The 25927-nt window shown below is 66.6% G+C and carries 23 protein-coding genes; 8 read left to right on the top strand and 15 right to left on the bottom strand.

All coding sequences use genetic code 11. The annotated features are described in order from the left end of the window. The first annotated feature begins 28 nt into the window (after positions 1–28). A complete protein-coding gene (gene paaZ, locus JYA52_RS09065; RefSeq protein ID WP_205652855.1) occupies positions 29–2140 on the top strand; it encodes a phenylacetic acid degradation bifunctional protein PaaZ in 2112 nt (703 codons plus the stop codon). Positions 2141–2359: 219 nt separating this feature from the next. Then, positions 2360–2767: a VOC family protein gene (locus JYA52_RS09060; protein WP_205652854.1), complete on the top strand. Its 408-nt coding sequence runs from the start codon at positions 2360–2362 to the stop codon at positions 2765–2767. A 194-nt stretch (positions 2768–2961) separates the two neighbouring features. Here JYA52_RS09060 and JYA52_RS09055 read toward each other — a convergent pair whose 3' ends face one another. The 6 genes from JYA52_RS09055 to JYA52_RS09030 form a co-directional block, all read right to left on the bottom strand. Then, positions 2962–3792: a DUF427 domain-containing protein gene (locus JYA52_RS09055; RefSeq protein WP_205652853.1), complete on the bottom strand. Its 831-nt coding sequence runs from the start codon at positions 3790–3792 to the stop codon at positions 2962–2964. A 57-nt stretch (positions 3793–3849) separates the two neighbouring features. Continuing rightward, positions 3850–4467 (bottom strand): TetR/AcrR family transcriptional regulator, encoded by a 618-nt coding sequence (locus JYA52_RS09050; RefSeq protein WP_205652852.1) that lies wholly within the window; start codon positions 4465–4467, stop codon positions 3850–3852. Between the two features lie 107 nt (positions 4468–4574). Next, the gene (paaK, locus tag JYA52_RS09045) at positions 4575–5948 is read right to left on the bottom strand and encodes a phenylacetate--CoA ligase PaaK (protein WP_205652851.1); all 1374 of its coding nucleotides are present in this window, start codon (positions 5946–5948) and stop codon (positions 4575–4577) included. Continuing rightward, positions 5945–6511, bottom strand: a complete 567-nt coding sequence (locus tag JYA52_RS09040; RefSeq protein ID WP_205652850.1) for a hotdog fold thioesterase — start codon at positions 6509–6511, stop codon at positions 5945–5947. Before JYA52_RS09040 ends, paaK begins: the two co-directional genes overlap by 4 nt. 36 nt (positions 6512–6547) lie before the next feature. Continuing rightward, a complete protein-coding gene (locus JYA52_RS09035) occupies positions 6548–7450 on the bottom strand; it encodes a CPBP family intramembrane glutamic endopeptidase (RefSeq protein WP_205652849.1) in 903 nt (300 codons plus the stop codon). After that, positions 7428–8282, bottom strand: a complete 855-nt coding sequence (locus JYA52_RS09030; protein WP_205652848.1) for a CPBP family intramembrane glutamic endopeptidase — start codon at positions 8280–8282, stop codon at positions 7428–7430. The genes JYA52_RS09035 and JYA52_RS09030 overlap by 23 nt, the downstream gene beginning before the upstream one ends. 241 nt (positions 8283–8523) lie before the next feature. Here JYA52_RS09030 and pta point away from each other — a divergent pair, with 241 nt between their 5' ends. Beyond that, complete coding sequence (pta, locus tag JYA52_RS09025) at positions 8524–10641, top strand: phosphate acetyltransferase (RefSeq protein ID WP_205652847.1); 2118 nt, start codon at positions 8524–8526, stop codon at positions 10639–10641. 8 nt (positions 10642–10649) lie between these two features. Continuing rightward, a complete protein-coding gene (locus tag JYA52_RS09020; RefSeq protein WP_205652846.1) occupies positions 10650–11804 on the top strand; it encodes an acetate kinase in 1155 nt (384 codons plus the stop codon). A 69-nt stretch (positions 11805–11873) separates the two neighbouring features. On the opposite strand, the gene JYA52_RS09015 is transcribed toward JYA52_RS09020, so the two are convergent. The 3 genes from JYA52_RS09015 to JYA52_RS09005 are packed head-to-tail and all read right to left on the bottom strand — an operon-like array spanning position 11874 to position 14899. Beyond that, positions 11874–13409, bottom strand: coding sequence for a putative bifunctional diguanylate cyclase/phosphodiesterase (locus JYA52_RS09015; protein WP_205652891.1), 1536 nt, complete (start codon positions 13407–13409; stop codon positions 11874–11876). Positions 13410–13417: 8 nt separating this feature from the next. Beyond that, on the bottom strand, positions 13418–13843 hold the full coding sequence (locus JYA52_RS09010) for a DUF7793 family protein (protein WP_205652845.1): 426 nt from the start codon (positions 13841–13843) through the stop codon (positions 13418–13420). Next, complete coding sequence (locus JYA52_RS09005) at positions 13844–14899, bottom strand: hypothetical protein (protein WP_205652844.1); 1056 nt, start codon at positions 14897–14899, stop codon at positions 13844–13846. 200 nt (positions 14900–15099) lie between these two features. On the opposite strand from JYA52_RS09005, the gene JYA52_RS09000 reads away from it, so the two are divergent. Further along, complete coding sequence (locus JYA52_RS09000; RefSeq protein WP_205652843.1) at positions 15100–15255, top strand: hypothetical protein; 156 nt, start codon at positions 15100–15102, stop codon at positions 15253–15255. 105 nt (positions 15256–15360) lie between these two features. Here the strand turns inward: JYA52_RS09000 and JYA52_RS08995 are convergent, their stop codons facing one another. Further along, entirely contained in the window at positions 15361–16968 is a 1608-nt protein-coding gene (locus tag JYA52_RS08995) for an ATP-binding response regulator (RefSeq protein WP_307869343.1), read from the bottom strand. 182 nt (positions 16969–17150) lie between these two features. On the opposite strand from JYA52_RS08995, the gene JYA52_RS08990 reads away from it, so the two are divergent. Then, positions 17151–17525 (top strand): DUF7793 family protein, encoded by a 375-nt coding sequence (locus tag JYA52_RS08990; RefSeq protein ID WP_205652841.1) that lies wholly within the window; start codon positions 17151–17153, stop codon positions 17523–17525. Positions 17526–17549: 24 nt separating this feature from the next. Here JYA52_RS08990 and JYA52_RS08985 read toward each other — a convergent pair whose 3' ends face one another. The 3 genes from JYA52_RS08985 to JYA52_RS08975 form a co-directional block, all read right to left on the bottom strand. Further along, positions 17550–18353: a class I SAM-dependent methyltransferase gene (locus JYA52_RS08985; RefSeq protein WP_205652840.1), complete on the bottom strand. Its 804-nt coding sequence runs from the start codon at positions 18351–18353 to the stop codon at positions 17550–17552. 70 nt (positions 18354–18423) lie between these two features. Then, a complete protein-coding gene (locus tag JYA52_RS08980; RefSeq protein WP_205652839.1) occupies positions 18424–20901 on the bottom strand; it encodes a hypothetical protein in 2478 nt (825 codons plus the stop codon). A gap of 7 nt (positions 20902–20908) precedes the next feature. Then, positions 20909–21577: a peptidoglycan-binding protein gene (locus JYA52_RS08975; protein WP_205652890.1), complete on the bottom strand. Its 669-nt coding sequence runs from the start codon at positions 21575–21577 to the stop codon at positions 20909–20911. A gap of 98 nt (positions 21578–21675) precedes the next feature. On the opposite strand from JYA52_RS08975, the gene JYA52_RS08970 reads away from it, so the two are divergent. After that, positions 21676–22143 (top strand): YkvA family protein, encoded by a 468-nt coding sequence (locus tag JYA52_RS08970; RefSeq protein WP_307869342.1) that lies wholly within the window; start codon positions 21676–21678, stop codon positions 22141–22143. A 3-nt stretch (positions 22144–22146) separates the two neighbouring features. On the opposite strand, the gene JYA52_RS08965 is transcribed toward JYA52_RS08970, so the two are convergent. Further along, a complete protein-coding gene (locus JYA52_RS08965) occupies positions 22147–24387 on the bottom strand; it encodes a S9 family peptidase (RefSeq protein ID WP_205652838.1) in 2241 nt (746 codons plus the stop codon). A 589-nt stretch (positions 24388–24976) separates the two neighbouring features. Between JYA52_RS08965 and JYA52_RS08960 the strand changes: the two genes are divergently transcribed. Beyond that, on the top strand, positions 24977–25318 hold the full coding sequence (locus JYA52_RS08960; RefSeq protein WP_205652837.1) for a hypothetical protein: 342 nt from the start codon (positions 24977–24979) through the stop codon (positions 25316–25318). Between the two features lie 56 nt (positions 25319–25374). Here the strand turns inward: JYA52_RS08960 and JYA52_RS08955 are convergent. Further along, positions 25375–25927: cbb3-type cytochrome c oxidase subunit I (locus JYA52_RS08955; RefSeq protein WP_205652836.1), on the bottom strand; the 553-nt coding region annotated here is incomplete at its 5' end.

Here is a 25927-nt window from a genome sequence, read left to right as displayed (position 1 = left end):
TGTTCCGCGTTGGAAGGACCCGTCAACGATGACCACAACCGCTACCGCTCCCAAGCCCTCCCTGGACACGGTCGAGACCGTGCCCAGTTTTGTGCAGGACTCCTGGTGGACTCCCGACGCCGGTTCTGCCGCGTCCGCTGTCCCCGTGCGCGATGCGAGTACCGGCGAAATCCTCGCGAAGGTGAGTACCGACGGGCTGGACCTTGCCGCCGTCGTGGATTACGGCCGCACCACCGGCCAGACGGAACTCGGCAAGCTCACGTTCCACCAGCGCGCCCTCAAGCTCAAGGAGCTGGCGCAGTACCTGAACGCCCGGCGCGAGCACTTCTACACGTTCTCGGCCCAGACCGGCGCCACCAAGATCGACTCGATGATCGACATTGACGGCGGCATCGGCGTGCTGTTCACGTTCGGCTCCAAGGGGCGGCGCGAGCTCCCCAACTCGCAGGTTGTGGTGGACGGGCCCATGGAGGTGCTGTCCAAGGACGGCTCCTTCGCCGGCGAGCACATCTACACCCGCATCCCGGGCGTCGCCGTGCAGATCAACGCCTTCAACTTCCCGGTCTGGGGCATGCTGGAAAAGCTCGCACCCGCGTTCATCGCCGGCGTCCCCACCATCGTCAAGCCCGCCACCCCAACCGGCTATGTGGCCGCCGCCGTGGTGAAGGCCATCGTTGAGTCCAACATCCTGCCCAAGGGCTCGCTGCAGCTCATTTCCGGGTCCGTCCGCGGGCTGCTGGACGTGTTGGATTACCGCGACCTCGTTGCCTTCACCGGTTCCGCGTCCACCGCGCAGTCGCTCAAGTCGCACCCGAACGTGGTGCAGGGCGGCGTTCGCTTCACCTCAGAGACCGACTCCCTCAACGCGGCCATCCTCGGCCCGGACGCCGTCGAAGGAACCCCGGAGTTCGACGCCTTCATCAAGTCCGTAGTCACGGAAATGACGGTCAAGGCCGGCCAGAAGTGCACCTCCATCCGCCGCGCCATCGTGCCGCAGGAGCTGGTGCCGGCGGTCATCTCCGCGATTGGCGCCAGGGTTGAGCAGCGCGTGGTGCTCGGCGATCCCCGCGCCGAGGGTGTCACCATGGGCGCCCTCGCCTCCCTGGAGCAGCTCGCCGACGTCCGCGCCGCCGTGCAGTCCATGCTCGACGCCGGCGGCGAACTGGCGTACGGAACGCTGGATTCGCCGTCGGTCACCAGTGCGGACGGCGCAACGGGCGTCGTCGAGGGCGGCGCCTTCATGTCTCCGGTGCTGCTCAGCTGGGCGGACGCCGAGGCGGAGCAGGTCCACTCGCTGGAGGCCTTTGGCCCGGTTTCGTCCGTGATCGGGTACAAGGACATTCCCGACGCCGTCCGCCTCGCCGCCCGCGGTGGCGGCTCGCTCGTCGCATCTGTCTGCACCAACGATCCCGCAGTCGCGCAGGAACTGGTCACGGGCATCGCCGCACACCACGGCCGCGTGCTGATGCTCAACCGCGAGGACGCCCGCAGCTCCACCGGCCACGGCTCCCCGGTGCCGCACCTGGTCCATGGCGGACCCGGCCGCGCCGGCGGCGGCGAGGAACTGGGCGGCATCCGCTCGGTGATGCACCACATGCAGCGCACGGCCATTCAGGGCTCGCCCAACATGCTGACGGCCGTGACCGGCGTCTGGCACCCGGGCGCGGACCGCAACTTCACGGTCGACACCGAAGGAACCCACCCGTTCCGGAAGTCGCTGGAGACGCTGCGGATCGGCGACGCCGTCCGCTCCGGGCTGCGCGAGGTTACCTTGGAGGACATCACGGCCTTCGCCAACTCCACTGGCGACACCTTCTACGCCCACACCAACCAGGAAGCCGCGGAAGCCAACCCGTTCTTCCCCGGCATCGTGGCGCACGGCTACCTGCTGTTGAGCTGGGCCGCGGGACTGTTCGTGGAGCCGGCTCCGGGTCCTGTACTCGCCAACTCCGGCCTGGAGAACCTGCGCTTCATCACACCGGTGGCCGCCGGGGACTCCATCCGCGTGACGCTGACGGCCAAGAAGATCACCCCGCGCGAAACGGACGAGTACGGCGAAGTGGCCTGGGACGCCGTCCTGACCAACCAGAACGACGAAATCGTGGCCACCTACGACGTCCTCACCCTCGTGGAGAAATAACCCGACGCTCCCTCACTTTCTGTGGGTTTTTCCCGGACGCTCCCTCACTTTCTGTAGGTCTTTCCCGGACGCTCCCTCACTTCGTGTGGGAGAGCGGGGGTGGACTGCAGGATGTGAGGGAGCGTTTTAGGCCGTGTTTGAGCGGTGCCTGGCGTGCAAATTTAGCCTGATCTTTCGGAGGTCCGCGGGCTTAAAATGTGCTCCGTAGGAGGTGGCGAAATGACCCTAGTACTAAACACAGCCACAACTGTCCTGCCGGTGGATGACAAAGAGCGCGCCCGTCGTTTTTACGCGGAAACACTTGGACTCCCTCATCGTGGCGTGGCAGACGACGGAAGCGAATTGTTCGGCAGTGAAGGCGGCCCCATGCTGCAGTTGATGCCTGTCAGGGACGGCAAGCACTCTGAGCACACCACGTTGAGTTTCGAGGTCAGGGACATCGAGCGGACCGTTCAGGACATGGAGTCCAAGGGCGTCCGGTTCCAGGACTATGACCGGCCGGATCTCAAGACCGAAAACCACATCTGTACAACCGACGCCGAGAAGTGCGCCTGGTTCATGGACACGGAAAACAACATTCTCTGCGTCCACGAAACCTTGGGGCGGCAGGCCGAATACCAGCTCTGACCAATCCCCTGCTTCCGCGGCAGTTCTTTCCAAGCCCTTCCTCACCGTGGTGAGGGAGGGTTTGGTTTTGGGCGGCGAAAGGCGAGGGAGGGTTTGGTTTTGGGCGGCGAAAGGTGAGGGAGGGTTTGGTTTTGGGCGGCGAAAGGTGAGGGAGGGTTTGGTTTTGGGTGGCGGGAGGTGAGGGAGGGTTTGGGTTAGGACCAGGGGGTGATCGGGTGCGGCTGGAGCTCGCCGTCCACGGCAACGTCCGCCCGCTCGTCGAAGAAGCAGACCAGCCCGTGGATCTGCTGGGCGTCGATGAACCGGGAGTCATAGGCCCAGGCGATGTTCTTCCCGCGTTCTGAGCCGGGGAGGCTCCAGTACCTCGCCTCACCCTTGTACGGGCAGACGGTCCGGCGCGGGCTCGCCTCCAGCAGATCGAGCCGGACGTCCTCGGGCGGGATGTAGTAGCGGACCGGCAGCATGGTCTCGTACAGCAGCTGGGCGCCCACAGTGTCGGCGAGTTTCACGCCGTCGAGCATTACCTCAACGCGCCGCAGCGTCGCCCGGACGTCGACCCGGTGGAACGGGTCGCGGGGGTGGCCGATGATTTCCTCCTGGTCCTCGAGCCAGTGGAAGGCCTTGAAATCCAGCACGACATAGCCTTCAAGGTCAGGATCGGAGGGGCGGAAGGCGGCATGCGCGGCGGTGAATGCCGAGCCGACGACGTCCAGTTCCTCCCCGGGAGCGGTGTGGCGCCGGAAGCCGGTTCTCGGGTCCAGGCCGGTCTGTCCGCTGGTTGACCAGGCAAACGGATGCTCCTCGGTGCTGCCGCCTTCGGCTTCGGGGCGCCGGAGCCGGACCAGAAGGTCCTTTTCCCGAACGGCGTAGACCGGCGTGACCCGTTTCGGCTCCCATACCAGGAGCGCCTCTTGGGTGTCGACGACGGGGCTTCCTTCAAAGTCCGCGCGGACCCTTTTGGCGGTTGGCTGGTAGCGGAGATCAGGAAATGCGCCGAAGAGAAGCTCGGACAGTTTCGTGGCCATGCATTCAGCGTGGGTGCAGCGGCCATCCGGCGTCAACGGGTACCGGGGCCACCCGGGTCAAGGCTTCGCGTGGAGGCCGTCGAAGGCCATGGTGATGACGTCGTCCGCCAGCTTTTCGGGTGACAGCGAACCGCCCGGTTTGTACCACTCCACGATGGAGTTGATGGTGCCGAACAGGAGGCGGGTCACGGTGCGGGGGTCGATGTCCTGCCGCAGCGAACCCTCATCCCTGGCCGCAGAAATCAGCACTGCCACCTTGTGGTCGAAGGCGCGCCGTCGTTCCAGGGCGTTGCGTTCGATGTCTGTGTTGCCGCGCAGCCGCAGCAGCAGGGTGACGAACGGCAGCCGGTCCACCAGGACGGCGATGGTCTGGCGCAGCACGAACTCCAACCGCGCGTCCGCGGCGCCGGACGTCGCCCCCGGCTCCTCGAGAATTGCCTCGAGGCCGCCGAGCGCGTGGTCAAGCGCGAGCTTCAGCAGATCGCCCTTGGAGGGCACGTGATGGTAGATTGCGGACTTCGAAATGCCCAGGTTCTCAGCGAGAATGCCCATGGACGTGGCGTCGTAGCCATGCCGGTTGAAGACGTCGACGGCGATCAGCAGCACGGACTGCTGGTCGTATCCGGGACGGCCGCGCTTCGTGGGTGCTGTTGTACTTGCTGCTGTGCTGGGCATACTGGCTATTTTCTCATGAACGTTCGGTAATCCAAGCGAGGGCGAAAACAAAAGCGGTGGGCCGCCCCTTGGGCAGCCCACCGCAGATCCGGGAAGAGTGCCGGCGTCTACCCCTTGGGACGCATGTCGTAGATCCGGCGCAGCTTGCCGCTGGAGCGCTCAAGCGACCCGGGCTCCACCACATCCACCGTGCACGAAGAACCCACGTGGATCTTGATCTGCTCGCGCAGGGTGCGGGCCGCCGTCGTAGTTGCCTCTGCCGGGACGGATTCCCGGCGCTCGATCTTCACCGTCAGCTGGTCCATGCGCTGGCCTTCGGGCCGGGTGAGCACGAGCTGGAAGTGCGGGCTGAGCTCGGGGATGCGCAGGGCGATTTCCTCGATCTGGGACGGGAAGAGGTTCACGCCGCGGAGGATGATCATGTCGTCGCTGCGGCCGGTGATGCGGCCCATCCGGCGGTGGGCGGGGCGGGCGGTGCCGGGGAGCAGGCGCGTGAGGTCCTTGGTGCGGTACCTGATGATCGGCAGGGCTTCCTTGGTGAGCGAGGTGAAGACGAGTTCGCCGTGCTCGCCGTCGGCCAGGACGTTTTCCTTGCCGGGCGCGGGGTTGAAGGGGTCGATGATTTCCGGGCGGAAGTGGTCCTCCCAGATGTGGCTGCCGTCCTGGGTTTCCACGCATTCGCCGGCTACACCCGGACCCATCACCTCGGACAGGCCGTAAATGTCGCAGGCCTTGATGTTCATGGTGACTTCGAGTTCGTGGCGCATCTCCTGCGTCCACGGTTCGGCGCCGAGCACCGCGTACTTCAGCGAGGTGGACGTGGGGTCGATGCCCATGTGCGCCATGGCGTCGGCGATGGTCAGCAGGTACGTGGGGGTGGCCAGGATGGCGTCCGGCTCGAAGTCCTGGATCAGCTGGATCTGCCGCTCGGTCTGGCCTCCGGACATGGGGATGACCGTGCAGCCCAGTGCTTCTGCGCCGGCGTGGGCGCCGAGTCCGCCGGTGAAGAGGCCGTAGCCGTACGCGTTGTGGACCTTCATGCCGGGACGGACGCCGGAGGCGCGGAGGCAGCGGGCCACGAGCTTGGCCCAGTCGGCAAGGTCCTGCTTGGTGTAGCCGACGACGGTGGGCCGGCCCGTGGTACCCGAGCTTGCGTGCACCCGGGCTACTTCGCTCTGCGGCACGGCGAACATGCCGAACGGATACTCCCGGCGCAGGTCGTCCTTGGTGGTGAAGGGGAAGTTGCCGAGGTCGGACAGCTCGCGGAGGTCTGCGGGGTGGATGCCGGCGTCGTCGAACTTGCGCTTGTACAGCGGCACGCGCTCGTAGGCGTACGCCAGGGTGTGCTGCAGGCGGCTGAGCTGAAGCGCCTCAAGCTCATCCCGGGACATGGTCTCCTCGGGGTCCAGCACGGCGTCGGTGGCGTGCGCCGCCGTGGCTCCGGAGGAGGCGGCGTTGGGTTCAGTGGCGTGGAGGGTCATGATTTGTTCCTACTCTTGGGGATGGTGCGGCTGCGCCCGCGGAACTCGGCAATGAGTTCTCCCGGCTTGCCGGAACTGATCTCGGAACCGGGGTCGGCGGCGAAGATCTGGATGTCGTAGAGGCCGCTGCGGCCCGCGCTGGAACGGCGGTGGGCGACGGCGGTGATCACCTGGCCCTGGAAGGCCGGCTTGAGGAAGTTGATGTCGACGCCGGACGCAACAGTGATGCTGTCAGTTGCGGCGCCCGCGGCGCCGGTACCGCCGTCGGCGTCCGCTGCCTCTGCGGAACCGGGGGTTCCCGGGCCGGAAGTCTCGGAGCCGGGGGTTCCCGGGCCGGCAGCCGGTGTGGCCGGGTTGCAGGCGAGGGCGAAAGCGGTGTCAGCGAAGGCGAAGATCATTCCGCCGTGCGCCATTCCGAAGCCGTTGAGCATTTCCTGCCGGAGGGTCATGCGGATGGTGGCCTCGCCGTCCCCGAGGGACAGGACCTCGATTCCCATCCACTCGGAGGCGTAGTCGTTCTCGAGGATCGGGTGGGGTACCCCGGAAATTGTCGTTCCAGCCATGCGTCATTGCCTCCAGCTTTATATACCGAATGTTCATTAGGTAATCCCATGGAGGGCCCTCATGTCAAGAGTGCGGACCAGACGGGAGGGCCCCGCGTAGCCGATGACCACGAGTGCCGCCAGCACATGGAGCAGCGCGAGAGTCCACCAGAGCGTGAGGTAGTGAGGCCCCGCCAGTGCCGGAAAAATCAAGGCCCCGCAGGTGTTGAACGCGGCGTGGAAGATCATGCAGAGGGGTACGCTTCCGGTGACCGCGGAGGAGTCTTCCGCGGTCCGCCGACCGGAGGCGGCAGCGGACTGGCGGCCGACGGTGGCGGTGCCGTTGTAGATCCAGGCCAGCAGCACGGACTGGGCGATGACCATGAGCAGGAACGGAACCGGCGGGCGCTGCCCGCTGGGGTCCGAGACCAGTTCGGGTAGGTGCCACAGGCCCCACACGACGCCGAGCAGCAGGGCGGCGGCCAGCGCGGTGTGGTTCTGCTGCAGCAGGGGCAGGGCGTAGCCGCGCCATCCCAGCTCCTCGAACAGACCCACCACCACCAGGGTTGATGCGAACGTGCCGATCAGCATGAACCACCCCGGGTTCGGGCCGAGGTCCGGGGCGGGCGCGCCGCCGGCCACAGTCAATGCCGCGGACGCCACCACCAGAGCGCAGGGCAGCCCCAGGCTCAGCGCGTACCAGTGCACCGGGACGCGCCAACGGCCCAACTGCCGCAGCAGCCGCAGCAGGGCGGCCTTTCCGCCGGAGAAGCCAGCGACCAGGACCGCGGCCACGGCTGGCCCGATCGGGATCAGGGGTGAGCTCTCCGGGTTGAGAAGGGTCAGCGGCCAGAGCAGCCAGGAGATGAGGAAGGCCAGCACAAAGAACATCGTGAGCCGCCGGTTGGCCGGCCAGGACTGTGTGCGGTCGCGTTCCTCAGCCGGCGGATGGTGCGCCATGTCCGGTCTCCTCCGGCGGGCGGTTCCGCAACCGCTCGGCGGGGTGCTTAAGTGTCCGTTCGGGCCCGCCTTGACCTGCGGGGCGCCTACCGCGGATGCCGCGCAGCGACATGGCGGCGGCGAGCAGGACGATCAGCGCGGCAATCTGCTGCCAGTCGCCGTCGAACACGTCCAGCTTTGTCGCCGCGGAGGCGTTGAAGGAAGCGTGCAGCAGCCCCACAACCAGCAGGCTGTAGCCCGTTCCCACGTAGGCCAGGCCCATAAGGACGCGGAAGAACGGGGCGAACAGGAACAGGACCGCCCAGGAGACGGCCACGTCAGCCAGCGGCGTGGCGGTGAGACCCTTCTCCGCGAAGGCGAAGGGCAGGTGTATGAGCGCGAACGGGACAGCAGTCAGCAGGGCCGCGACCACCATCCGGTGCCGGTCCATCATCCGGTGCTGCACCACACCGGTCCAGGCCAGCTCCTCCCAGATGTTGCCAAGGAGGGCACCGATGAGCACGGTGTTCAGCAGGTAGTTGCCCAGCAGCGCCGCCCAGCCGTCGGCGGGCTCGTGGAAGGTACCGGAGGCGGCGGCAACGAGCACAGTCAGCGCCGGAAGGGCCAGCAGCGCTGCAGCGTACCAGCCGAAACCCACACGCCATCGGAATGCCCGGCGGAAGAGTTCGCGCACTCCCCGCCGTCCGTCAGCGGCTCCGGTGACAAGAACCGACGTCCCCAGCAGGATCAGCAGCTCGGCCAGGATCCCGGGCAGGATGTTCCCAACCAGCAGGAGGGACAGGATCTGGGCGGCCCAGGACAGAAGGATGGCAAGAACGAGGAAGGCTGCCACGGGGTGCTTCCTGATGAGGGACGCGGGTACGGCGCGGGAAACGGCAGGGGAACCTCGAAAGTGCATCAGCAGTACCGTCGTTCGGAGTCGCCTGTTATGGACAGGGTATCGAGGCGCTTGCCCGCCACGTGCCCGTCGGAGCGCTGAGCCGCTGACGTGGGAATCAACACCATTGTCTGCTCCCGAAAGGCGGCGAACAAGTGAAAGTATGGAGGGGACCTTCCAACCAGAGGACTTGAACATGGCCAAAGGGATTTATGTCAGTGCGACCACCCCGGGCTCGGGGAAATCGCTCGTAGCGCTGGGTTTGGCGGACACGCTGCACCGGCACGCGGACCGGATCGGATTCTTCAAGCCGGTGGTCCACGGCAACGATGCGGGCGCGGATCCCATGGTGGCGTTGATGAGATCCCGCTTCGACCTGGATGACCGGCGCTGCCGCGGAGGCCTGACGTTCACCGAGGTGCGCGGCCTGCTGGCCGAGGGCAGGCGCGAGGAGATCGACGCCCGCTGCGTGGAGATCTTCGCCGAGATGGGCCGGCACTGCGATGTGATCATCGTGGAGGGGACGGACCTGACCGGCCACGACGCCGCCGTCGAGTTCGACCTCAACGCCCGCCTTGCCAACAACCTGGCTGCCCCCGTGGTGGCTGTGGTGGGCGCCAAGGGGCGCAGCGTCGCCGAGGCCGCCGCCGCCGTCGACGTCGCCCGCAAGGAGCTGAGCGCGGAGAAGTGCTCGCTGCTGGCCATCATGGTGAACCGCGCCGATCCCGCGGACGTGGACGCGATTGCCGCCGCCGTGAAGCCCGGCGCGTCCGGCCGCCCGGTGTACGTTTTCCCCGAGCTGGAGGAGATCGCGCGGCCCACCACCGGTGAGGTGGCTACGGCGCTGGGGATCGGGCAGATCGCCGGGCGTGCCGACATGGAGCGCGATGTCAGGGACGTCAAAGTCGCGGCCATGAGCGTGGGCAACTTTTTGAACGTGCTCGACGACGGCGCCCTGGTGATCGTGCCGGGTGACCGGGCGGATGTGATGGTGGCCTGCCTGGCGTCGTCGTTCTCGCCGGAATTCCCGGTGCCGTCGGGGCTCATCCTCACCGGCGGGCTGGCCCCGGACGCCAACATCTACCCCCTGCTGGCCTCGGCCCCGTTCCCGGTGTTCGCCACCACGGACGACACCTACACCACCGCACGCCGGGTCTCAGAGGTGCGGAGCGAAATCTGGAGCGGGCACCGCCGGAAGGTGGCATCGGCCCTGGGCCTGTGGTCCCGGCAGGTGGACGAGGCCGAGATCCTGGAGCGCCTGCACCTGCCCCGGCCGGAACGCATGACCCCGCTGCGGTTCCTGCACGACCTCATTGAACGGGCCAGGTCCCAGCGCCGCCACATCGTCCTTCCGGAGGGCACGGACCCGCGCATCCTGCGGGCCGCGGAGATCCTGCACCGCCGTGACGTCTGCGACCTCACCCTGCTGGGCCGCGAGGCGGACATCAGGGAGCTTGCGGCAGGCCGGGGCATCGACCTCGCCGGCATCAACATCGTGGACCCAGCCAGTTCGGAACTGCGCCAGGAGTTTGCCGCCAGGTACGCGGAGCTGCGGGCGCACAAGGGCGTGGACCTGGCGCGCGCGCTGGAGGTCATGCAGGACGAAAGCTACTTCGGCACCATGATGGTCCAGCTGGGCGTCGTGGACGGCATGGTTTCCGGTGCAGCTCACACCACAGCCCACACCATCCGCCCGGCGCTGGAATTCGTGAAGACCCGGGACGGCGTGAAGATCGTGTCCTCGGTTTTCCTCATGCTCATGCCGGACCGTGTGCTGGTGTACGGCGACTGCGCCGTGAACCCGGACCCCAATGTGGAACAGCTCGCCGACATCGCCCTTGCCTCGGCGGAGACGGCGGCCCAGTTCGGCGTTGAGCCGCGGGTTGCCATGCTGTCCTACTCCACCGGAGGCTCCGGCTCGGGTGAGGCCGTCGAGGAAGTCCGGGAGGCCACCGACCTGGTCCGGAGCCGCCGCCCTGATCTCGCCGTCGAAGGTCCCATCCAGTACGACGCTGCGGTGGATGCGTCGATCGCCGAGTCCAAGATGCCGGGCTCTTCCGTCGCCGGGCAGGCCACCGTGTTCATCTTCCCGGACCTGAACACCGGCAACAACACGTACAAGGCGGTGCAGCAGAGCTCAGGTGCCGTCGCCGTCGGGCCCGTCCTGCAGGGGCTCCGCAAGCCGGTCAATGACCTCTCCCGCGGCTGCACCGTGGAGGACATCGTCAACACCGTGGCCATCACCGCGATCCAGGCCCAGACCACCGAAAGCAAGCCAGCAGCACCCGTCCCGTCCGCAGAAGCCACAGCCTAGGAGGCCCCATGCTCGTGCTCGTCATCAACTCCGGCTCGTCCTCACTCAAGTACCAGGTGCGCGATGTGGCGTCCCACAGCATCCTCACCGAAGGGCTGATCGAGAGGATCGGCATGTCCACCGGCGGCCAGGGCGACGGGGAAGTGGTCGGTCCCGCCGACCATGCGGAGGCGCTCGAGCTGGTGGACGCGGCCATCCACGAGGTGCTGGGCGGCCGGGAGCTGGATGCCGTGGGGCACCGCGTGGTGCACGGCGGCGAACGGTTCGGCGAGCCCGTGCTGATCGACAACGAGATCACCCGCGCCATCGAACGGCTCAACCCGCTGGCGCCGCTGCACAACCCCGCGAACGTGCTGGGCATCCGCGCGATTTCGAAGAAGTGGCCGGACATGCCCCAGGTGGCGGTGTTCGATACCGCCTTCCACCGCAGCCTGCCCGAGCACGCCTGGCGCTACGCCGTCCCGGACGAGCTCTACACAAACCACGGCATCCGCCGCTACGGCTTCCACGGCACCTCGCACGAATATGTCACCCACCAGGCGGCCGGGCTGCTGGACATTCCGGTTGAAGAGTTCGACGGCGTGATCGCCCACCTGGGGAACGGCGCCTCAGTCACGGCGATCCGGGGCGGCAAGTCCGTGGACACGTCGATGGGCTTTACGCCCCTGGAAGGTCTGGTGATGGGCACCCGCTCCGGCGACCTCGACCCGTCGATCCTCGTGTTCCTGGCCCGCACCGGCTGGAACGCCGAGGATCTCGACTCCATGCTGAACCGCGAATCCGGGCTGAAGGGCTTGGCCGGCAACAACGACATGCGCTCCGTGGTGGAGGCGTCTGAGGCAGGCGACGCCCGCGCGGCGACGGCGCTCGCCGTGACCTCCTACCGGCTGGCCAAGTACATCGGCGGCTACCATGTGGCCGTGGGCGGCGCGAAGGCGCTGGTGTTCACCGCCGGGATCGGCGAGAACTCGCATCAGTTCCGTGCGCTGGTGGGGGAGCGGCTCGGCGCCCTGGGCATTGAGCTCGACGCCGGCCTGAACCGTGAGCGGTCAAAGGAACCCCGGGTGATTTCCACCGCTGCCTCACTCATCCCGGTGCTGGTGGTGCCCACGGACGAGGAACGGGCGATCGCCGAGGCAACAGCCGCCGTCGTCGGGGGTTGATCTCGTCGAGTGCTCCGTAGGTGCCCTTATCAGCCCTGATAACGGCATCTACGGAGCAACAGATGGGAATCAGGCGGGCCAGACGTCGTGCTGCGCCAGGCGCTTCGTGAATTCGGCCTCGGGCAGGGGACGGCTGAAGTAGTAGCCCTGCCCGCTGATGCACCCGGTGCTCCGCAGGTGCTCGGCCTGTTCCGCGTTTTCCACGCCCTCCCAGACGGCCTCGAGTCCGCACGCCCGGATGAGCTGCAGGATGGCCGCAATCAGGGCGGGCTGGGCCGGGTCGCTGCCCAGGGCGGAGAGGAGTGTGCGGTCCACCTTGACCCGGTCCACCGGCAGGCGCCGCAGGTAGCTGATCGAGGAATATCCGGTGCCGAAGTCGTCGATCTCCAGGCCCACGCCGAGTTTCCGCAGGCTGGCCAGCGTGTAGCGGTCGAGTTCATTGCCTTGGATGATGGCACCCTCGGTCAGCTCCAGGACCAGCAGCGCGGGGTCCAGTTCGCTGGCGGTCAGGGCATCGCGGACATCCTCGATGAACTCAAGGCGCTGAAGATCGGCCGCCGAGATGTTGATCCGCATGGAGAAGTCGTGCCGGCTGGTTTCGGGGGCTGTCCGCCAGCGCCGCAGCTGCTCCACGGCGGCGTTGAGGACCCAGTTGCCCAGCGCGGAGATGAGGCCTGTTTCCTCGGCGACGGGGATGAACTCGTCCGGCATGATGAGGCCCCGGGTGGGATGCTGCCAGCGGACCAGCGCCTCCACGCCTTCGATTCTGCCGGTGGCCAGTTCAATGACCGGCTGGTAGAACAGCACCAGCTGCGACCCGGCGATGGCCTGGCGCAGTTCCCCCACCAGCTGGTTCCGGAGTTGCCGGGCATGGAGCATGGCCGGTTCGAATACGCGCAGTTTGCTGCGGCCGTCCGCCTTCGACGCGTACATCGCGATGTCGGCTTCCATGAGCAGGGCCTCGGACGTCTCACCTCGGTCAGCTATGCGAAGGCCCAGGCTGGCCCCGCACCGGATGGTCTTGCCGTCTACCTCGATGGTTCCGCGGAGGGCGTCAAGGATCCGGGTTCCCACCACCGTGGCCTGGGCGGGCGTGCTTGCGGGCAGCAGCACGGCAAATTCGTCCCCGCCCAGCCGGGCCACCATGTCCTCCTCGCGAACGCAGGCACGGATCCGCTTCCCCACTTCGATTAATACATGGTCACCGATCGAGTGGCCCAGGGAATCATTGATGCTCTTGAAGTCGTCCAGGTCCAGCAGCAGCAGCGCCGGCGGCATCCCGCCATTGTCCGCCTGGGCTTGGGCCTCGTTGACCGCGCTGACCAGCGCGGAGCGGTTGTAGAGGCCGGTCAGAGAATCGGTGAGGGCCATCCGCTGCAGCTCCCGGTGGGCCGCCTCGAGCATTTCGGTCCGCGATTCCACGCGCTGCTCCAGCTCCTGGTAGATCATCTGGAGGTCCTCGGCGAGCAGGTTGGTGCCCATGATCACGGCATCGAGCTCGTCCCTCGCTTCCGAGATTGCAATGCGGGAATGCAGCTCACCCGCTGCGAGCCGGACAATGCCGTCGAGGAGCTGCCCGAGCCGGGGATCGCGGTCATCAAACATCTTCGTCACTACGCCGCGTCCGGACCGGCCAACCAGTTCAGGGCTTCACGGTCCGAAGTGAAATACTCTGCCCGGGCTGAGTGGAATTCTGCGCCGAGGAGAAAATGCCCCAGTAGCCGGTCCACAGGGCTTTCGCCGACCAGCGCCCAGGAGGACACGGTGTCAATGGCCGCAAAGGCGGCCCGAGCCGTGCGGCTGACCGACGCTATTCCATTGAGATGCAGCACGACGGCGGCCCTCCGGTCGCCTACCCGTTCACCGATCTGCTGGCGCAACCGGGCGATGGTGGCCGCATTGAGATCGGCGCCAGGGGGCAGCACGGCCCACACGGCCAGATTCGGCAGCACTGTGCAGGCAACGCCGGCAGCCGTCGGATGATTGGATGTGTCCGGCGTTCTCGAACGGGCGACGGGAACCGTCGTTGCTTCTGACACTTATCCCCCCTGAAGGAACCGCTGTTGACGCTTGACGGATACGAGGTAGTCCCGCACCGTGGCGCTCCGCTCCGTTGCGGCAGCCGTATCGAACAGCGTAGCCGCCTCTTCAAGGATCTGCAGTGATTCAGCGTCGTTTCCCTGCTCCATCATGGCCTTGCCCAGGACGAAGGCGGCCTCTGCCGCGGTCTGGCTGGCGAGGATGTGGAACTTGCTGCGGACCGGTGCGAGGATTTTTATCGCAGCGTCCAGGTCCCCGGTGATGTAATACCAATGGCCCCGGACCAGCGCCATCTCCAGGAGGTCGCGCTCACTGCCGCCCACTACCTCGGTGGCCAGTTCCGCGCGTTCGATGCAGCGGAGCGTGGCGCCGTCGCTGAGCTGTGCCCGCAGCCGCATATCCGCCGAGCCGCGGTTGAAGCGCGCCCACAGGTCCACATCCCGGGAGGGGGAGAGCCTTTCTGCAGCCAGATCGTGGTACTTGCTGCCTTCGGCAGCCCGCTGGGTGAGGAACGCGACGTTGCCGATCACCCAGTAGGCCTTGCCGGCCGTGTCCTCATCGATGACGTCGGTGAGCAGGGACTTCAGTACCAGGCACTCCCGCCAGGCCGCGGGCAACCGGCCGCTTTCGGCGAGGGCAGCAATGAGGGCCTGCTGGGCCTGGATGTGAAGGTATACGTTTTCGAAGTCGCCGGCCACCAGGTCGGCAGCTGCCGACGCCGAGTCGACAGCTTCCGGGAGTCGGCCCAAGGCCTGCAGCGACTGGGCATGCAGGATGTGGGCGCGTGCGCCAAGATCCGGGGCAGAGGCAGAAACCGGATGAGCGGCCAGCGTGGCTGCGAGCTGCTGGCATTCCTCGAAGGAGCCCTGGTCCCGCAGGCATTCAGCCTGCAGCAACACCATCTTCCACCACCGGTGTTCGTCGCCCGCTGCAATGGCGAGATCTGCGGCATGGCCTGCCTGCGTGTAACCGGCGCTGTAATCCCGCCGTTTCCAGCTTTCACGGGCCTCCAGCTCGGCAATCACGAAGGGCGACAAATCTTGAGACATCGGCATGATGACAATTATCCACGGACTGGACGATGCGTCATTGCGCCGGGCCTTTGCGATGCACCATTACGGACTTTCTGATTACTAAAGTGCGTGGATTTTCGCTAGCAAATAGTCCTTATAAAAACCTTGCAAAAACTTGAGGAAAGAACCGTATACTATGGCCCGTAACCGTAATGCACCGCACTATAGGAAAGGATCAGCGGATGAAAAAATTTGCCGCAACACTTCTCATGACCGGCATCCTGGCGGTGGCAGGGTTCGCTGCTCCTGCCAATGCCGCACCTAAGGACAAGGGCACCACGTCCTCTTCCTCCGAGACCACGGTCAACTACTCATACATCGGTTCCTGGCCCAACTAATCCTGGCGCCTGTAAACGAACTAAAGCTGCCCCGGGCCAAATGGTCCCGGGGCAGTTTTTATTTGCATCCAGCATGACTGTTTGGAGTCCGCCATTCCCGCCGGGCTACTCCTGCGGCCCGGCCACCGGCAGATAAACCGACACTGTGGTGCCCGCACCGAGTGATGACTTCATCTCCAGCGAGCCGTTGTGGCGCCGCACAATGTCGTAGGCTATCGCCAACCCAAGGCCGCTGCCGGGCACCGCCGCCGAGGATGCGTTGGACGCCCGGTAGAAGCGGGTAAACACCTGGGCAATTTCCTGCTCGGGAATTCCGACGCCGGTGTCCGCGACGCGAACGACGGCCGACTGGCTGCCGTCCCCGGCGGGGTCGAGCATGACACTGATACTGATCCGGCCGCCGTCGGGGGTGAATTTGATGGCATTGGCCACGATGTTGGTGAACACCTGTTCGAGCTGGGCCTCGTCCGCCTGGACCTTGACGTCCTCGTGGGAATCGGCGCCCAAGATGACCACATTCCGCGCTTCAGCCAGCGGACGCAGCGCGGCGACCACAATCCGCAGGACCTGCCCCAGCTCCACCTGTTTGAGGTGCAGGTTTCCGGAGCCGTCCTGCTGGGACACGGTGAGCATGTCCTCAATGAGCCGCCGTAGACGGTCCGAGTTCCTTGAGATGACCTCCATCATGGACTCGATGCCTGCCGGCACCGGACCGCCGGCGCCGTCGCGGATCATGTCCAGGTAAGCGGTGATGGAGGTCAGCGGGGTGCGGAGCTCGTGGTTCACGGTGGCCAGGAAGTCCGTTTTGGCCTTGTCCAGTTCCCGGAGCTGCTGCAGCACCTGGACCTGTGCGCTGATGAGGTGCCCCTGAATGAGGCTGTGGGCAAGATTTCCTGCGACGTGCTGGATGAGGGCGATCTCGGCCCGCGTCCATTCGTGGGGAGTGTCCAGCTGGGCGATCCAGACGATCCCGAGCGCGGACTCGCCATCGCCGACGGGAACCACAACGGAGGAGCGGGCGTCAGTGAGTCCGGACCAGCCCTGGAGCCCTTCGGTGAGCGGTGAGGTGGGTTCGGCCTGGTGGTCGGCCACCGCCAGGACATCTGCCTCGGACCACAGGGACGTGGCCAGTCCGCGGGCCGCTTCCTCATAGGACCCGAGCCCGTCCGGCAGCGCAGAAAGTCCCGGCTTGCACCACTGGGCGGTGATCCGCGGCACGCGTGAATCCTGGAAGGTGGTGAACCAGACATGATCCGCGCCGAGTGACTTTCCAAAGCCCCGGACCAGGTGCCCGGCCATCTGCTGGGGGCTGTTGGTGCCGCGGATGGCCGCGGAAACGTTTCGGAGGCTTTCGCGGAGGAATTCGGCGTGGGCGCGGAGCCGGCGGCGCTCCCGGGCACGTGCAATCAGCGTTTCCACGCGGTAGACCAGTTCCTGCGCGGAAGCGTCACGGGAGACGTAGTCGGCGACGCCCTGCGGCTCGAGCCGCGCCAGATCAATGTCGTCCGTGAGGTCCACGAGGAGCAGCACGGGCGTGCCCTCCCACAAGATTCCGTCGATCATGCGCGGATCAAGAAGTACGACGGCGGCATGGTTCCGTTCCAGTTCGACCGCGAGCGTCCCGCCGTCGGACGCTGAATGCACGGTGAAGCCGGCAGCCGTGAGAACGCTTCCCGTGGCGGCCAAGCGGTCCGCTTCGGGAATTGCAACCACAGCTACCCGCGGTGCCGGAACACTCTCCGCCGGTGCCTGTACCACTATGCCCCCCGTGTTGCGCGCCGCCGTGCGGCTACGCGTGATTTTGGACTCACATTATCAGCCCTCGGACCGCATTGGCCGCGGCCGCGTGCGACGGTAGCTTGATAACTGTCGTCAACACCGTGGAGGTCTCGATAATGAATGCCAATGTCAGCGGCCGGAACACATTGTTTGATCTCACCCTGGAGGCCGAAGGCCTCCTTCGGCTGACCTGGGCTCGTGGTGCCAGCATCACTGAAGAGGATGCGGAGTCCGCCATGGGAGAGGTGAATAGGCTCTGCGGTGCAAGCCGCCATCCCATGCTTGTGGATATGGCCACGACCGCCGAGGTGAGCCGGGCAGCGCGGTCCGTGTTCGGGCGCCCCTGCCAGGCATCGAGGATCGCACTCCTCGGCTCGTCGCCCGTGGACCGGGTGCTCGCCAACTTTTTTCTCGGCATCAACAAGGTCCCGTGCCCCACGAAGTTCTTCACCTCGGAGCGCGACGCCCTGGCCTGGCTGAAGGCCACGTAACGCAGGTTGCTTCGTGTGCCACGGTCAGCGGGCCTGGAGCACGGAGAAGTATCCCGGAATCCGTTCGGGCTCAGCGGAGGTCAGCGGACGGGCTTCGATGACGGCGGGCCCGTCCTCCACCACATCCCATCGGTCCTCGGGGAAGGCCCGCGCGCGCTGGGCGGCACCGAAGCGTCCGGGCATGGGCAGGCCGCGGATCGCAGCCGCGAGGGGCGCCGGAATGCAGTGGCGGGTGGCACCAAGATGGCTGACATATTCGACGGCGTTTCCCCGGAAATCTGTTTCGGCCAGAAAGATGCGCCCGCGTTTGCCCACGAGAGGGTGCAGCTGCTCTGCCAGGGCCGCCTGGGAACGGGGTTTCAGCACGTGGAGGACGCCGCGGATGAAGATGTTGGCTTCCCCGGGCATGTCGGCGGCGTCCAGGGCCGCGGCGACGGAGCGTGCGGCTCCCGGTGCTGTCATGTCGGCAACCAGGAAGGAGATGCCCTCTAGCCCCTCGGAATCAGTGCGGGCCCGGGCAATGGCATTGGGGGCCACGTCCACGCCAAGAACGTGGGGAAAGTGGGCAGCCAGTCGCCGGCTGAACGCGCCGCTGCCACAGCCGATATCCACGATGGGAAGGTCCGGATGCATCTGCCGCTTCAGGTGTTCCAGGTAGCCGAGCAGTTCGTGGTCGTCTCCCGCATCCCACAAAACGTCTCCCTGGGCACCGGTGCTGTTGACGTTGCCCCAGTACTGGTCCCAGGCCGTGTGAGGATCCTTCGGCGCCTCGGAGGACAGCCTCACGAGCTTGGGGACCAGCAGGTATTTCTTCAGGGATGAGAGCACCGTCCAAATATAGGGTGCGGACGGCGACGGCCGTTGTCATCTGCCGTAATCGTTGCTTCCTCAGCGGCGGCTACGGAGCCGGCTCGTTGGTCGCGGGGGCTGCGCCTGCCGGGGTCGGTACGGCCTCCGCGGGTTCGGCAGGTGCCCCGGTGGGGGCGGGACCTGTCGGCGCCGGGGCTGGTGCCGGGTCGGCAGGCGGGGGCGCAGGAGCCGGGTCGGCCGGAGCGGGGGCTACGGATGGCAGGGGAGCAGGAGCCGGATCATCCGATCCAGACTGCATCGGATCGGGCGTCGGACCTGATGTGGTCGCTCCGGACGGCGGTGCCTGCGTCTGCCCGCCTCCGGTGGTCGGCGTCGGGTTCGTGCCCGGGGTCCTGCCGGGCGAGGCGCTGGGGTCGTTCCGGATGATGTCCATGATGCGTTGCTTGTAGGCCTCGATCCGCCCCTGGATTTCGGACAGGGGGACGCCCTGCAGCGTGCGGCCGAACTCCGCAATCTCCTCCCACAGTGCGGTGAGCCGTGCCATGCCGTCGGTGCTCAGGGGACCGTCCAGGGTCAGGACCAGTTGGCTGGCCAGGGCGTAGGTGAGGCACCGGACGCAGTTGTAGTTGGCGGCCGCCGAGAGGTTTTCCGGCACCACCACGTCAGCCTGGCCGATGATCAGTACCACCTGGAAGCCGACAGCCACCGCTGCGCAGTCCGCACAGCTGGCGAAGGCATAGGCCTCATTGCGCGTAGCCACCGGCCCGTCCTCGGCCCAGACGAGGGCAAAAGCGACGTCGTACGTCACGGACCCGTCCACCGTGTTCACCGCCAGGGCCTGGTTGCCGTCCTCCTCAGGTGCCGGAGGCTTGTCGAACGGGAAAACCCACGACGGCGGCAGGGGAGTGCCGGGTCCGGGGACCGACCGTTCACCGGCATCCGTCTGCGCTGCTGCATCCTGCCGGGGCACGAGCACCATGCTGAGCTGGGGCTTGTCGCGAGTAGGCGGTTCCGTGCCTTCGGGCCACAACGCCACCGTCCGGCCCCCGCGACCTTCCTGCAGGACTGCCCCGTCCGCGCCTCCTGACAGGGCAGGGTAGATCGCGGCCGTGGCATCGAACAGCGTTCCGCGTTCGTAGGGCTGCACCGGCCGGTACGTGCCGGGTGAAGGCCACCACGCCCAGGCGAGCCCGGCCAGGAGGGCAGCGGTGGCGGCCACGGCTGTGCCGCGCTGCAGTGGTCCGCCGCGGGTCTTCTTCCAGAGGCCCACGGCCAGCTGGCGCGCCAGCCGCACCAGCATGTAGCCGATGCCCAGCAGCGGAAGGACGACGGCGGCAATTGCCAGGACGCGGACGGCGGCATCCGCGAAGTTGCCACCCGCGAGGCTGCCGGCGAGCAGGCCCTGTTGGTCCTCGAGGCTCGCCCAGGCGGTGCCCAGCAGCCGCGGAAGGGCGAGGACCATCAGCACCAGGCTGGCCAGCAGCAGCGGCACGGTGATCAGGACCCAGGCGGTGATGACCGCTCTGGCCCAAGGCTTCAGGGCCTGCGCTTCGGGTTCTGGCTTGCGCCAGTTCCATGGCAGGAGGCCCCGGAGCGTGGGTTTGATGCGTTGGAACAGGTCCGGCACGCCCGTCGCATCGGCAAGGATGTGGTAGCCGTCGAAGCGAAGCAGCGGCAGGAGCTGGCGGACCATCTGCAGGATCTGGGTGAGCACCACGAGCAGCAGCGCGTCGTAGCCGCTGGCCCACCAGATGCCCATGATGGCGACGGCGACGATCGCGTTGAAGTACAGGCCGCCGAGGTCCGTCCGCAACCGGCCCCCGCGTCCCAGCCGGTACGAGTCAGTGACGTCGGTGTAGAAGGCCGGCCAGACGAGGTACAGGCCGGCCCCCATTGCGCCCGGCGTGGCTCCTCCCCGGCGTGCAGCTGCCGCGTGGCCGAACTCGTGGAAGCCCGCGGAGAGAACAGTGATGGCGAAGATGAGCAGCAGCAGTCCGGGGTTGGCGAAGGCGTCGTGGGTGGCCGACCCCAGTCCCTTGACCATGAGTACCCACCAGCACGAGGCCAGGAAAGCCACTGTCACTGCTGCCACGATCAGCGGATGGAAGAGCGCTGCGAAGGGCGCCGTCAGCTTCCGCGTGCGCTCCGGGTCAGTGACCGTGTATCGGAAGCGCATGCCCAGCAGGGGATCGGACTTTCGGACTCCGGGCTGGGAGCCGTCGGCCAGCCGCAGCAGCCCCAGCGGCAGCAGCTGGCCCTCGACCAGCGTTTGTATATTGTCGGCGCTAACCAGCTTCCCGTAGCGGTTGCCGGCGTATTCCGCGATGTCGACGGCATCCCGCTCGCCGTCAATGCCCTCCAGGACGAGGAAGAGCAACCGGGTCAGCTGGATGGTCTGGCCATCGGCGCGGCGGACCAGAAACGGGGCTTCCCGGTAGCCGGAGCCTTTGGCCTCGCCGATCAGCTGGACGCCATCCGCGCGGACAGGCGCCGTCGAGATCCCTGTGGACACGGAAGGGGCTGGCGGACCGTCCGTGTAGGACGGCCCGCCAGACGCAATACTCATGGAGGATTTACTGTTCGAGGTCGGACTGCTGGTCTGCAGTGGCAGTTGCCGAACCGTCGATGTTCTGCGTGATGATGGCGTCCTGCTGTGCCACGGCGAAGGCATCGCTGTCGATGGATCCGATGTTGGCTGCCACTGCGGCATCGATCGGCGCGGCTACGTTTGCGTTGGCTGCCACGGCGCCATTGATCGGCGCGGCAATGTCGGCGTCGGCGGCGAGATCCACGTTCACGTTCAGGAGGTCGCCGTCCAAGGCGCCTGCCGGGTCCACGGGAAGGGCGCCGACGTCGGGGAGTGTCCCGTCAGCCGCCGAATCGGCGCTCGACCCTTCCGGAGTGCCGCCGTCGGCCGTGCCGTCCGCAGTGCCGCCGCCCTGGGTGATCGTGCTGTCCTGGGCGGATTCGGCCGTGGCGTCGGCGGTAATTCCCTGGTTGATGATGACCCCCTGATCGGCAAGGGCCTGCGACTCGGAGCCGAAGGAGAGGACGTTGGCGGAAGCTGCCGCGTCAATCGGGGCAGCCACGTTGGCGTTCGCCGCAACGGCGAGGTCGATTGGCGCCGCCGCGCTGATGCCGAGGTCGAGGTCGGCATTGAGATCGAGTACGGATGCGACTTCCTTGTCAGGCAGGGGAGTGCCTGCCTGCGCGAGGAGCTCGTCATCGGACAGTGGCGTCATTCCCTGTTCATTGCTCACGCTATGCTCCAGTTCCGGCACCGGGTTCCCTGCCCCCAGCGGACAGGTGCCCCGAACATGCCCATTGCATAATAGTAAGCATGATGAGTATCTCCGTGAACCCGGTGCTGCGAGGAGGCCACCCCATGAACTGGTGGGAGGCAGCGATCGCCGTCATCGGCGGGATCGCCCTGATCTACGCCGCGTTGTTGGTCCTGCTGGCCCTCTACGCCCGTCGTCACCCGGAAACGGTCGGCATGAAGGACGCCCTGAGGCTGCTGCCGGACTTGCTCACCCTGCTGCGCCGCCTGGCCGCGGACCGGACCCTGCACCGTGGAATCCGCGTGCGGCTCGTTCTGCTGCTGGGGTACCTCCTGATGCCCATCGACCTGGTCCCGGACTTCCTGCCCGTCATCGGCTATGCCGACGATGTCATCATCGTGGCCTTGGTGCTCCGCTCAGTCATCCGCAGGGCCGGCAACGAACCGCTGGAACGCCATTGGCCAGGCAGCCCGGCCGGCCTGGCGCTGGTCCAGCGCCTGGCCGGCACGACCGCAAGCCAGCCCTGAGGCCTACTTCAGCCCCGCGCCCGGGAGGAGCTCCGTGGCCCCAAGGGAGTCAGCGATGAAGGCGTAGTCCCAGGCCCGTTCGCGCCACTGCACGTACCGGCCGGAGGCACCTCCGTGGCCGCCGTCCATTTCGATCTTCATGACGATCGGCTCGGATCCGGTGGTCTTGTTGCGCAGCTCCTGCACCCACTTGGCCGGTTCCACGTAGAGCACCCGGGTGTCATTGAAGGATGTCACGGCGGCGATCTTCGGGTAGGCGGCCTCGCGGACGTTCTCGTAGGGGGTGTACGACTTCATGTACTGGTACACCGCGGGGTCGGTGATGGGATTGCCCCACTCCTCCCATTCCAGCGCGGACAGCGGCAGCTCGGGGTCCAGAATGGTGTTCAGTGCATCCACGAATGGCACTTCGGCCACGACGGCCGCGTACTTCTCCGGGGCGATATTGGCCACGGCGCCCACGAGCAGCCCGCCGGCGGAGCCGCCCAAGGCCGTGATGCGGTCCGGCGCGACCCAGCCAGAGGCCGCCAGCCAATCAGTGGCAGCGATGAAGTCCGTGAAGGTGTTCTTCTTGCTGAGCTTCTTGCCGTCCTCGTACCAGTGCCTGCCGAGTTCGCCGCCGCCGCGGATGTGCGCAATGACGAAGACGATCCCGCGGTCCAGCAGTGACAGCCGGGCGATGCCAAAGCCCGGATCCATGCTCAACTCGTAGGAGCCATAGCCGTAGACCAGGCCGGCCGCGGTGGAGTCCCGGGCAACCGACTTGTGCCGCAGGACCGAGAGCGGAATCCTGGTCCCGTCCGCGGCCTCGGCCCATTCCCGCGATGCCACATAGTCCTCCCCGTTGTAGCCGCCGAGCACCGGGCTCTCCTTGCGGAGCAGCAGTTCACCGGCCGGCTGCTCCGGGGTGGGCAGCACAAAGTCATAGACCCGTGACGGGGTGAAGTAGGAGGTGTAGCCCAGCCGGATTACCGGGGCCTCGTAGTCGGAGCCGCCAACCCCGGCCGTGTACAGCTCCTCGTCAAACGCCGGTTCAACAGGGGGTTCCTGGGTGGCCGTGCCGAGTCCCGCGAGGGAAATCACCTGCACGCGCTCGATGGTGTCCTTCCGGACCGAGACCACCAGATGCGTGGAGGTGACTCCCGCGCCGTTGATGCGGACGTCGTCGGAATGCTCGACGACGGTGGTCCACTGCTGCTGGGCCAGCGGTTTGGCGAGTTCGGCCGGGTCCACCAGTGAGACCATCGAGTTCACTGCGTTCCGGTTGTGGGTGATGACGATGCGCTCATTTTTCTGCCCGTCCGGGCCCTCGAGCAGGAACGGTTCGGCCTCGTAGAGGACGCGCTCGCCGCGGGGGATCACGGTGGTGAGGGTGGCAGAGGGGTCGTCAAAGCGCAGAAGCCGCGTTTCGCTGTACTCGGAGCAGCCGATCCCCAGCACAAGGTGGCGCCGGTCGGAGGAGAGTTCAAAGCCCAGCCACATGGCGACGTCGTCCTCCTGGTAGATCACCTCATCCTCGGTGACGGGCGTGCCCAGAACGTGGGCCTTGACCTGGTACGGGCGCCAGGAATCATCCACCACGGTGTAGAAGATGCGGGTGCCGTCCGGGGAGAAGGAGACGCCGTAGAAGGTGTTCTCGATGATGTCCGGCAACAGTTCTCCGGTGCGGAGGTCCTTGATGCGCAGCGTAAAGCGTTCGTCGCCCGAGTTGTCCACGGCGTAGGCGTACAGGTTTCCGTCCACGGTGACGGCCGAGCCGCCCACCGAGAAGAAGGGCTTGCCTTTTGCCTCCACGTTGCAGTCGAGCAGGACTTCCTCGCCGGGAATTTCGACGCCGGCCTCCACCGCCGGGGGTGTCCAGTCGGCCACCCTGTTGCCGGTGTCCTGGGCACGGACGCGGCACTGGATGCCGTACTCCTTGCCTTCCACGGAGCGGCTGAAATACCACCAGCCGTCCTTGCGGTTGGGGACGGACAGGTCTGTCTCCTGGGTGCGGCCCTTGATCTCCTGGAAGATGGCATCCCGCAGCGGTTCCTGGTGGGCGGTGACGGCTTCCTGGTAGGCGTTCTCGGCCTTCAGGTGGGCCACGACCTCGTCGGATTCCTTCTCCCGGAGCCATTCGTAGTTGTCCACGAACGTGTCGCCGTGGTGGGTGCGCTCGGCGGGCACTTTCCTGGCGACGGGAGGCGCAGGGGTGGCCGCGGCGGGGTTGTCTGCGGGGTGCTGCAGTGGAGTCTGGGTCATTCCCTCAATATATAGATCCGCACTGACAATTGGGTGGCCGTTCGCTACCGGGGGAGCGGGAACCTGGCGGCCGGCTTGAACCCTGTTCCCGCCGCGGGCGCGGGCGTATCCTGAACTCGCGTCCGCAAACCGGAAATCATCGAGCAGCCGAGGGGGAGCCATGACAATTCCGCCAGTGCACGAACCCGAACCATTCCCGCCTGAACCGGGTCCCGATCCCATGCGGCCCAATCCGAACGGACCGGATCCGTCCGGCCCTACGCCGCCGCCCAGTCCGTTCCCGACGCCCGAACCGCCGGGACCGCTCCCCGTGCCGGACCCCGGCCCGGCCCCGCTGCGTCCGGACCCCACCAGGGACTGAGTCCGCCCGTTAGTTGCCCGCTGTCCGCCTTGTACGCCGGCTGGGTGAGCTTGCCGAAACGCTTTTCGAGAAGCCCGCCCAGCCGCCGTCGTGGTTTCTCCGGCCCGGCAACAGGGCGCTGTGCGGCAATTCAGAAACATTCGGTCTTTTGGCTGTTACCTGAATCACATTCGGGCTATGGTGGTTTCCGGTCGCAGCGTCGCGGCCGTGCATGAGGGGAGATGTTCTTTGAACGACAAGCTTAAGGTTTTGGTCCGACTCGATCTCGAATGCGGCGAAGCCCAGGTGGCCGCGCAGGGAAATGTAACCGCCCGAAGCATCCAGGCTCTCTACGTCGTCATGAAGCGCGCCAACCATCTGAGGGAAGGCCTGCAGCTCGTCGTGGACGTCAGCCACGCGCACGTTGAACCCTCGGCGCTGGAGCAGCTTCGTAAATGCTCCGAATCGCACCACCTGCCGCTGTCTATCGATCCGCAGCAGTCCGAATGCAATGTCCGAGTCCTGGCACCGGCCGACGCCGGGCTGCTGGAAACCTCCGCGCGAAGGGCACCTCTGGCCGTCGCGGCCTAAGACTCGCGGCTCAGGGGCCCGCCTAAAGGTCCCGGCTGAACGGTGGGCCGCTAAAACTACTCGTCGGGACTTGGGCTCCGCACGTCACGGGACCCAATGTCCGCCGCCCCGAGCACATCGGCGGCCGGGGAGTGCGTCGCCTCGTGTTCACGCACCCGGAGTTCGGGGTGGTGCAGGTCCAGGGCAGGCCGCTCGGAGCGGATGCGGGGCAGGGACGTGAAGTTGTGGCGCGGCGGCGGGCAGGATGTGGCCCACTCCAGTGAAGCGCCGAAGCCCCAGGGATCGTCCACCGTCACCCGCTGGCGGCTGCGCGCCGTGATGAAGACGTTCCAGAGGAACGGGATCAGCGACGCGCCGAGGACGAACGAGGAGATCGTGGAGAACTGGTTCATCCCGGTGAAGTTGTCCTCCGGCATGTAGTCCGCGTAGCGGCGCGGCATGCCGAGCACGCCCAGCCAGTGCTGGATGAGGAACGTGCCGTGGAAGCCCAGGAACAGCAGCCAGAAGTGGATCTTGCCGAGGCGCTCGTTGAGCATCTTGCCTGTCCACTTCGGCCACCAGAAGTAGAAGCCGGCGAACATCGCGAACACCACCGTGCCGAAGACCACG

The sequence above is a fragment of the Arthrobacter pascens genome (assembly GCF_017052465.1).
Lineage (GTDB): Bacteria > Actinomycetota > Actinomycetes > Actinomycetales > Micrococcaceae > Arthrobacter > Arthrobacter pascens.
Note: the sequence above shows the minus strand (reverse complement) of the source record. Positions and strands in the feature narration are given on the sequence as shown.

What these genes read in the sequence shown, in the direction of transcription:
- pta (WP_205652847.1), top strand. Translation starts at nt 8,524, where the DNA reads ATGGCCAAAGGGATTTATGTCAGTGCGACCACCCCGGGCTCGGGGAAA.
- JYA52_RS09055 (WP_205652853.1), bottom strand. Translation starts at nt 3,792, where the DNA reads ATGGCCACGAAACTGTCCGAGCTTCTCTTCGGCGCATTTCCTGATCTC.
- paaK (WP_205652851.1), bottom strand. Translation starts at nt 5,948, where the DNA reads ATGACCCTCCACGCCACTGAACCCAACGCCGCCTCCTCCGGAGCCACG.
- JYA52_RS08965 (WP_205652838.1), bottom strand. Translation starts at nt 24,387, where the DNA reads ATGACCCAGACTCCACTGCAGCACCCCGCAGACAACCCCGCCGCGGCC.
- JYA52_RS09050 (WP_205652852.1), bottom strand. Translation starts at nt 4,467, where the DNA reads ATGCCCAGCACAGCAGCAAGTACAACAGCACCCACGAAGCGCGGCCGT.
- JYA52_RS09000 (WP_205652843.1), top strand. Translation starts at nt 15,100, where the DNA reads ATGAAAAAATTTGCCGCAACACTTCTCATGACCGGCATCCTGGCGGTG.
- paaZ (WP_205652855.1), top strand. Translation starts at nt 29, where the DNA reads ATGACCACAACCGCTACCGCTCCCAAGCCCTCCCTGGACACGGTCGAG.
- JYA52_RS08975 (WP_205652890.1), bottom strand. Translation starts at nt 21,577, where the DNA reads ATGACGCCACTGTCCGATGACGAGCTCCTCGCGCAGGCAGGCACTCCC.
- JYA52_RS09020 (WP_205652846.1), top strand. Translation starts at nt 10,650, where the DNA reads ATGCTCGTGCTCGTCATCAACTCCGGCTCGTCCTCACTCAAGTACCAG.
- JYA52_RS09035 (WP_205652849.1), bottom strand. Translation starts at nt 7,450, where the DNA reads ATGGCGCACCATCCGCCGGCTGAGGAACGCGACCGCACACAGTCCTGG.
- JYA52_RS09060 (WP_205652854.1), top strand. Translation starts at nt 2,360, where the DNA reads ATGACCCTAGTACTAAACACAGCCACAACTGTCCTGCCGGTGGATGAC.
- JYA52_RS09015 (WP_205652891.1), bottom strand. Translation starts at nt 13,409, where the DNA reads ATGTTTGATGACCGCGATCCCCGGCTCGGGCAGCTCCTCGACGGCATT.
- JYA52_RS08970 (WP_307869342.1), top strand. Translation starts at nt 21,676, where the DNA reads ATGATGAGTATCTCCGTGAACCCGGTGCTGCGAGGAGGCCACCCCATG.
- JYA52_RS08990 (WP_205652841.1), top strand. Translation starts at nt 17,151, where the DNA reads ATGAATGCCAATGTCAGCGGCCGGAACACATTGTTTGATCTCACCCTG.
- JYA52_RS09005 (WP_205652844.1), bottom strand. Translation starts at nt 14,899, where the DNA reads ATGCCGATGTCTCAAGATTTGTCGCCCTTCGTGATTGCCGAGCTGGAG.
- JYA52_RS09040 (WP_205652850.1), bottom strand. Translation starts at nt 6,511, where the DNA reads ATGGCTGGAACGACAATTTCCGGGGTACCCCACCCGATCCTCGAGAAC.
- JYA52_RS08980 (WP_205652839.1), bottom strand. Translation starts at nt 20,901, where the DNA reads ATGAGTATTGCGTCTGGCGGGCCGTCCTACACGGACGGTCCGCCAGCC.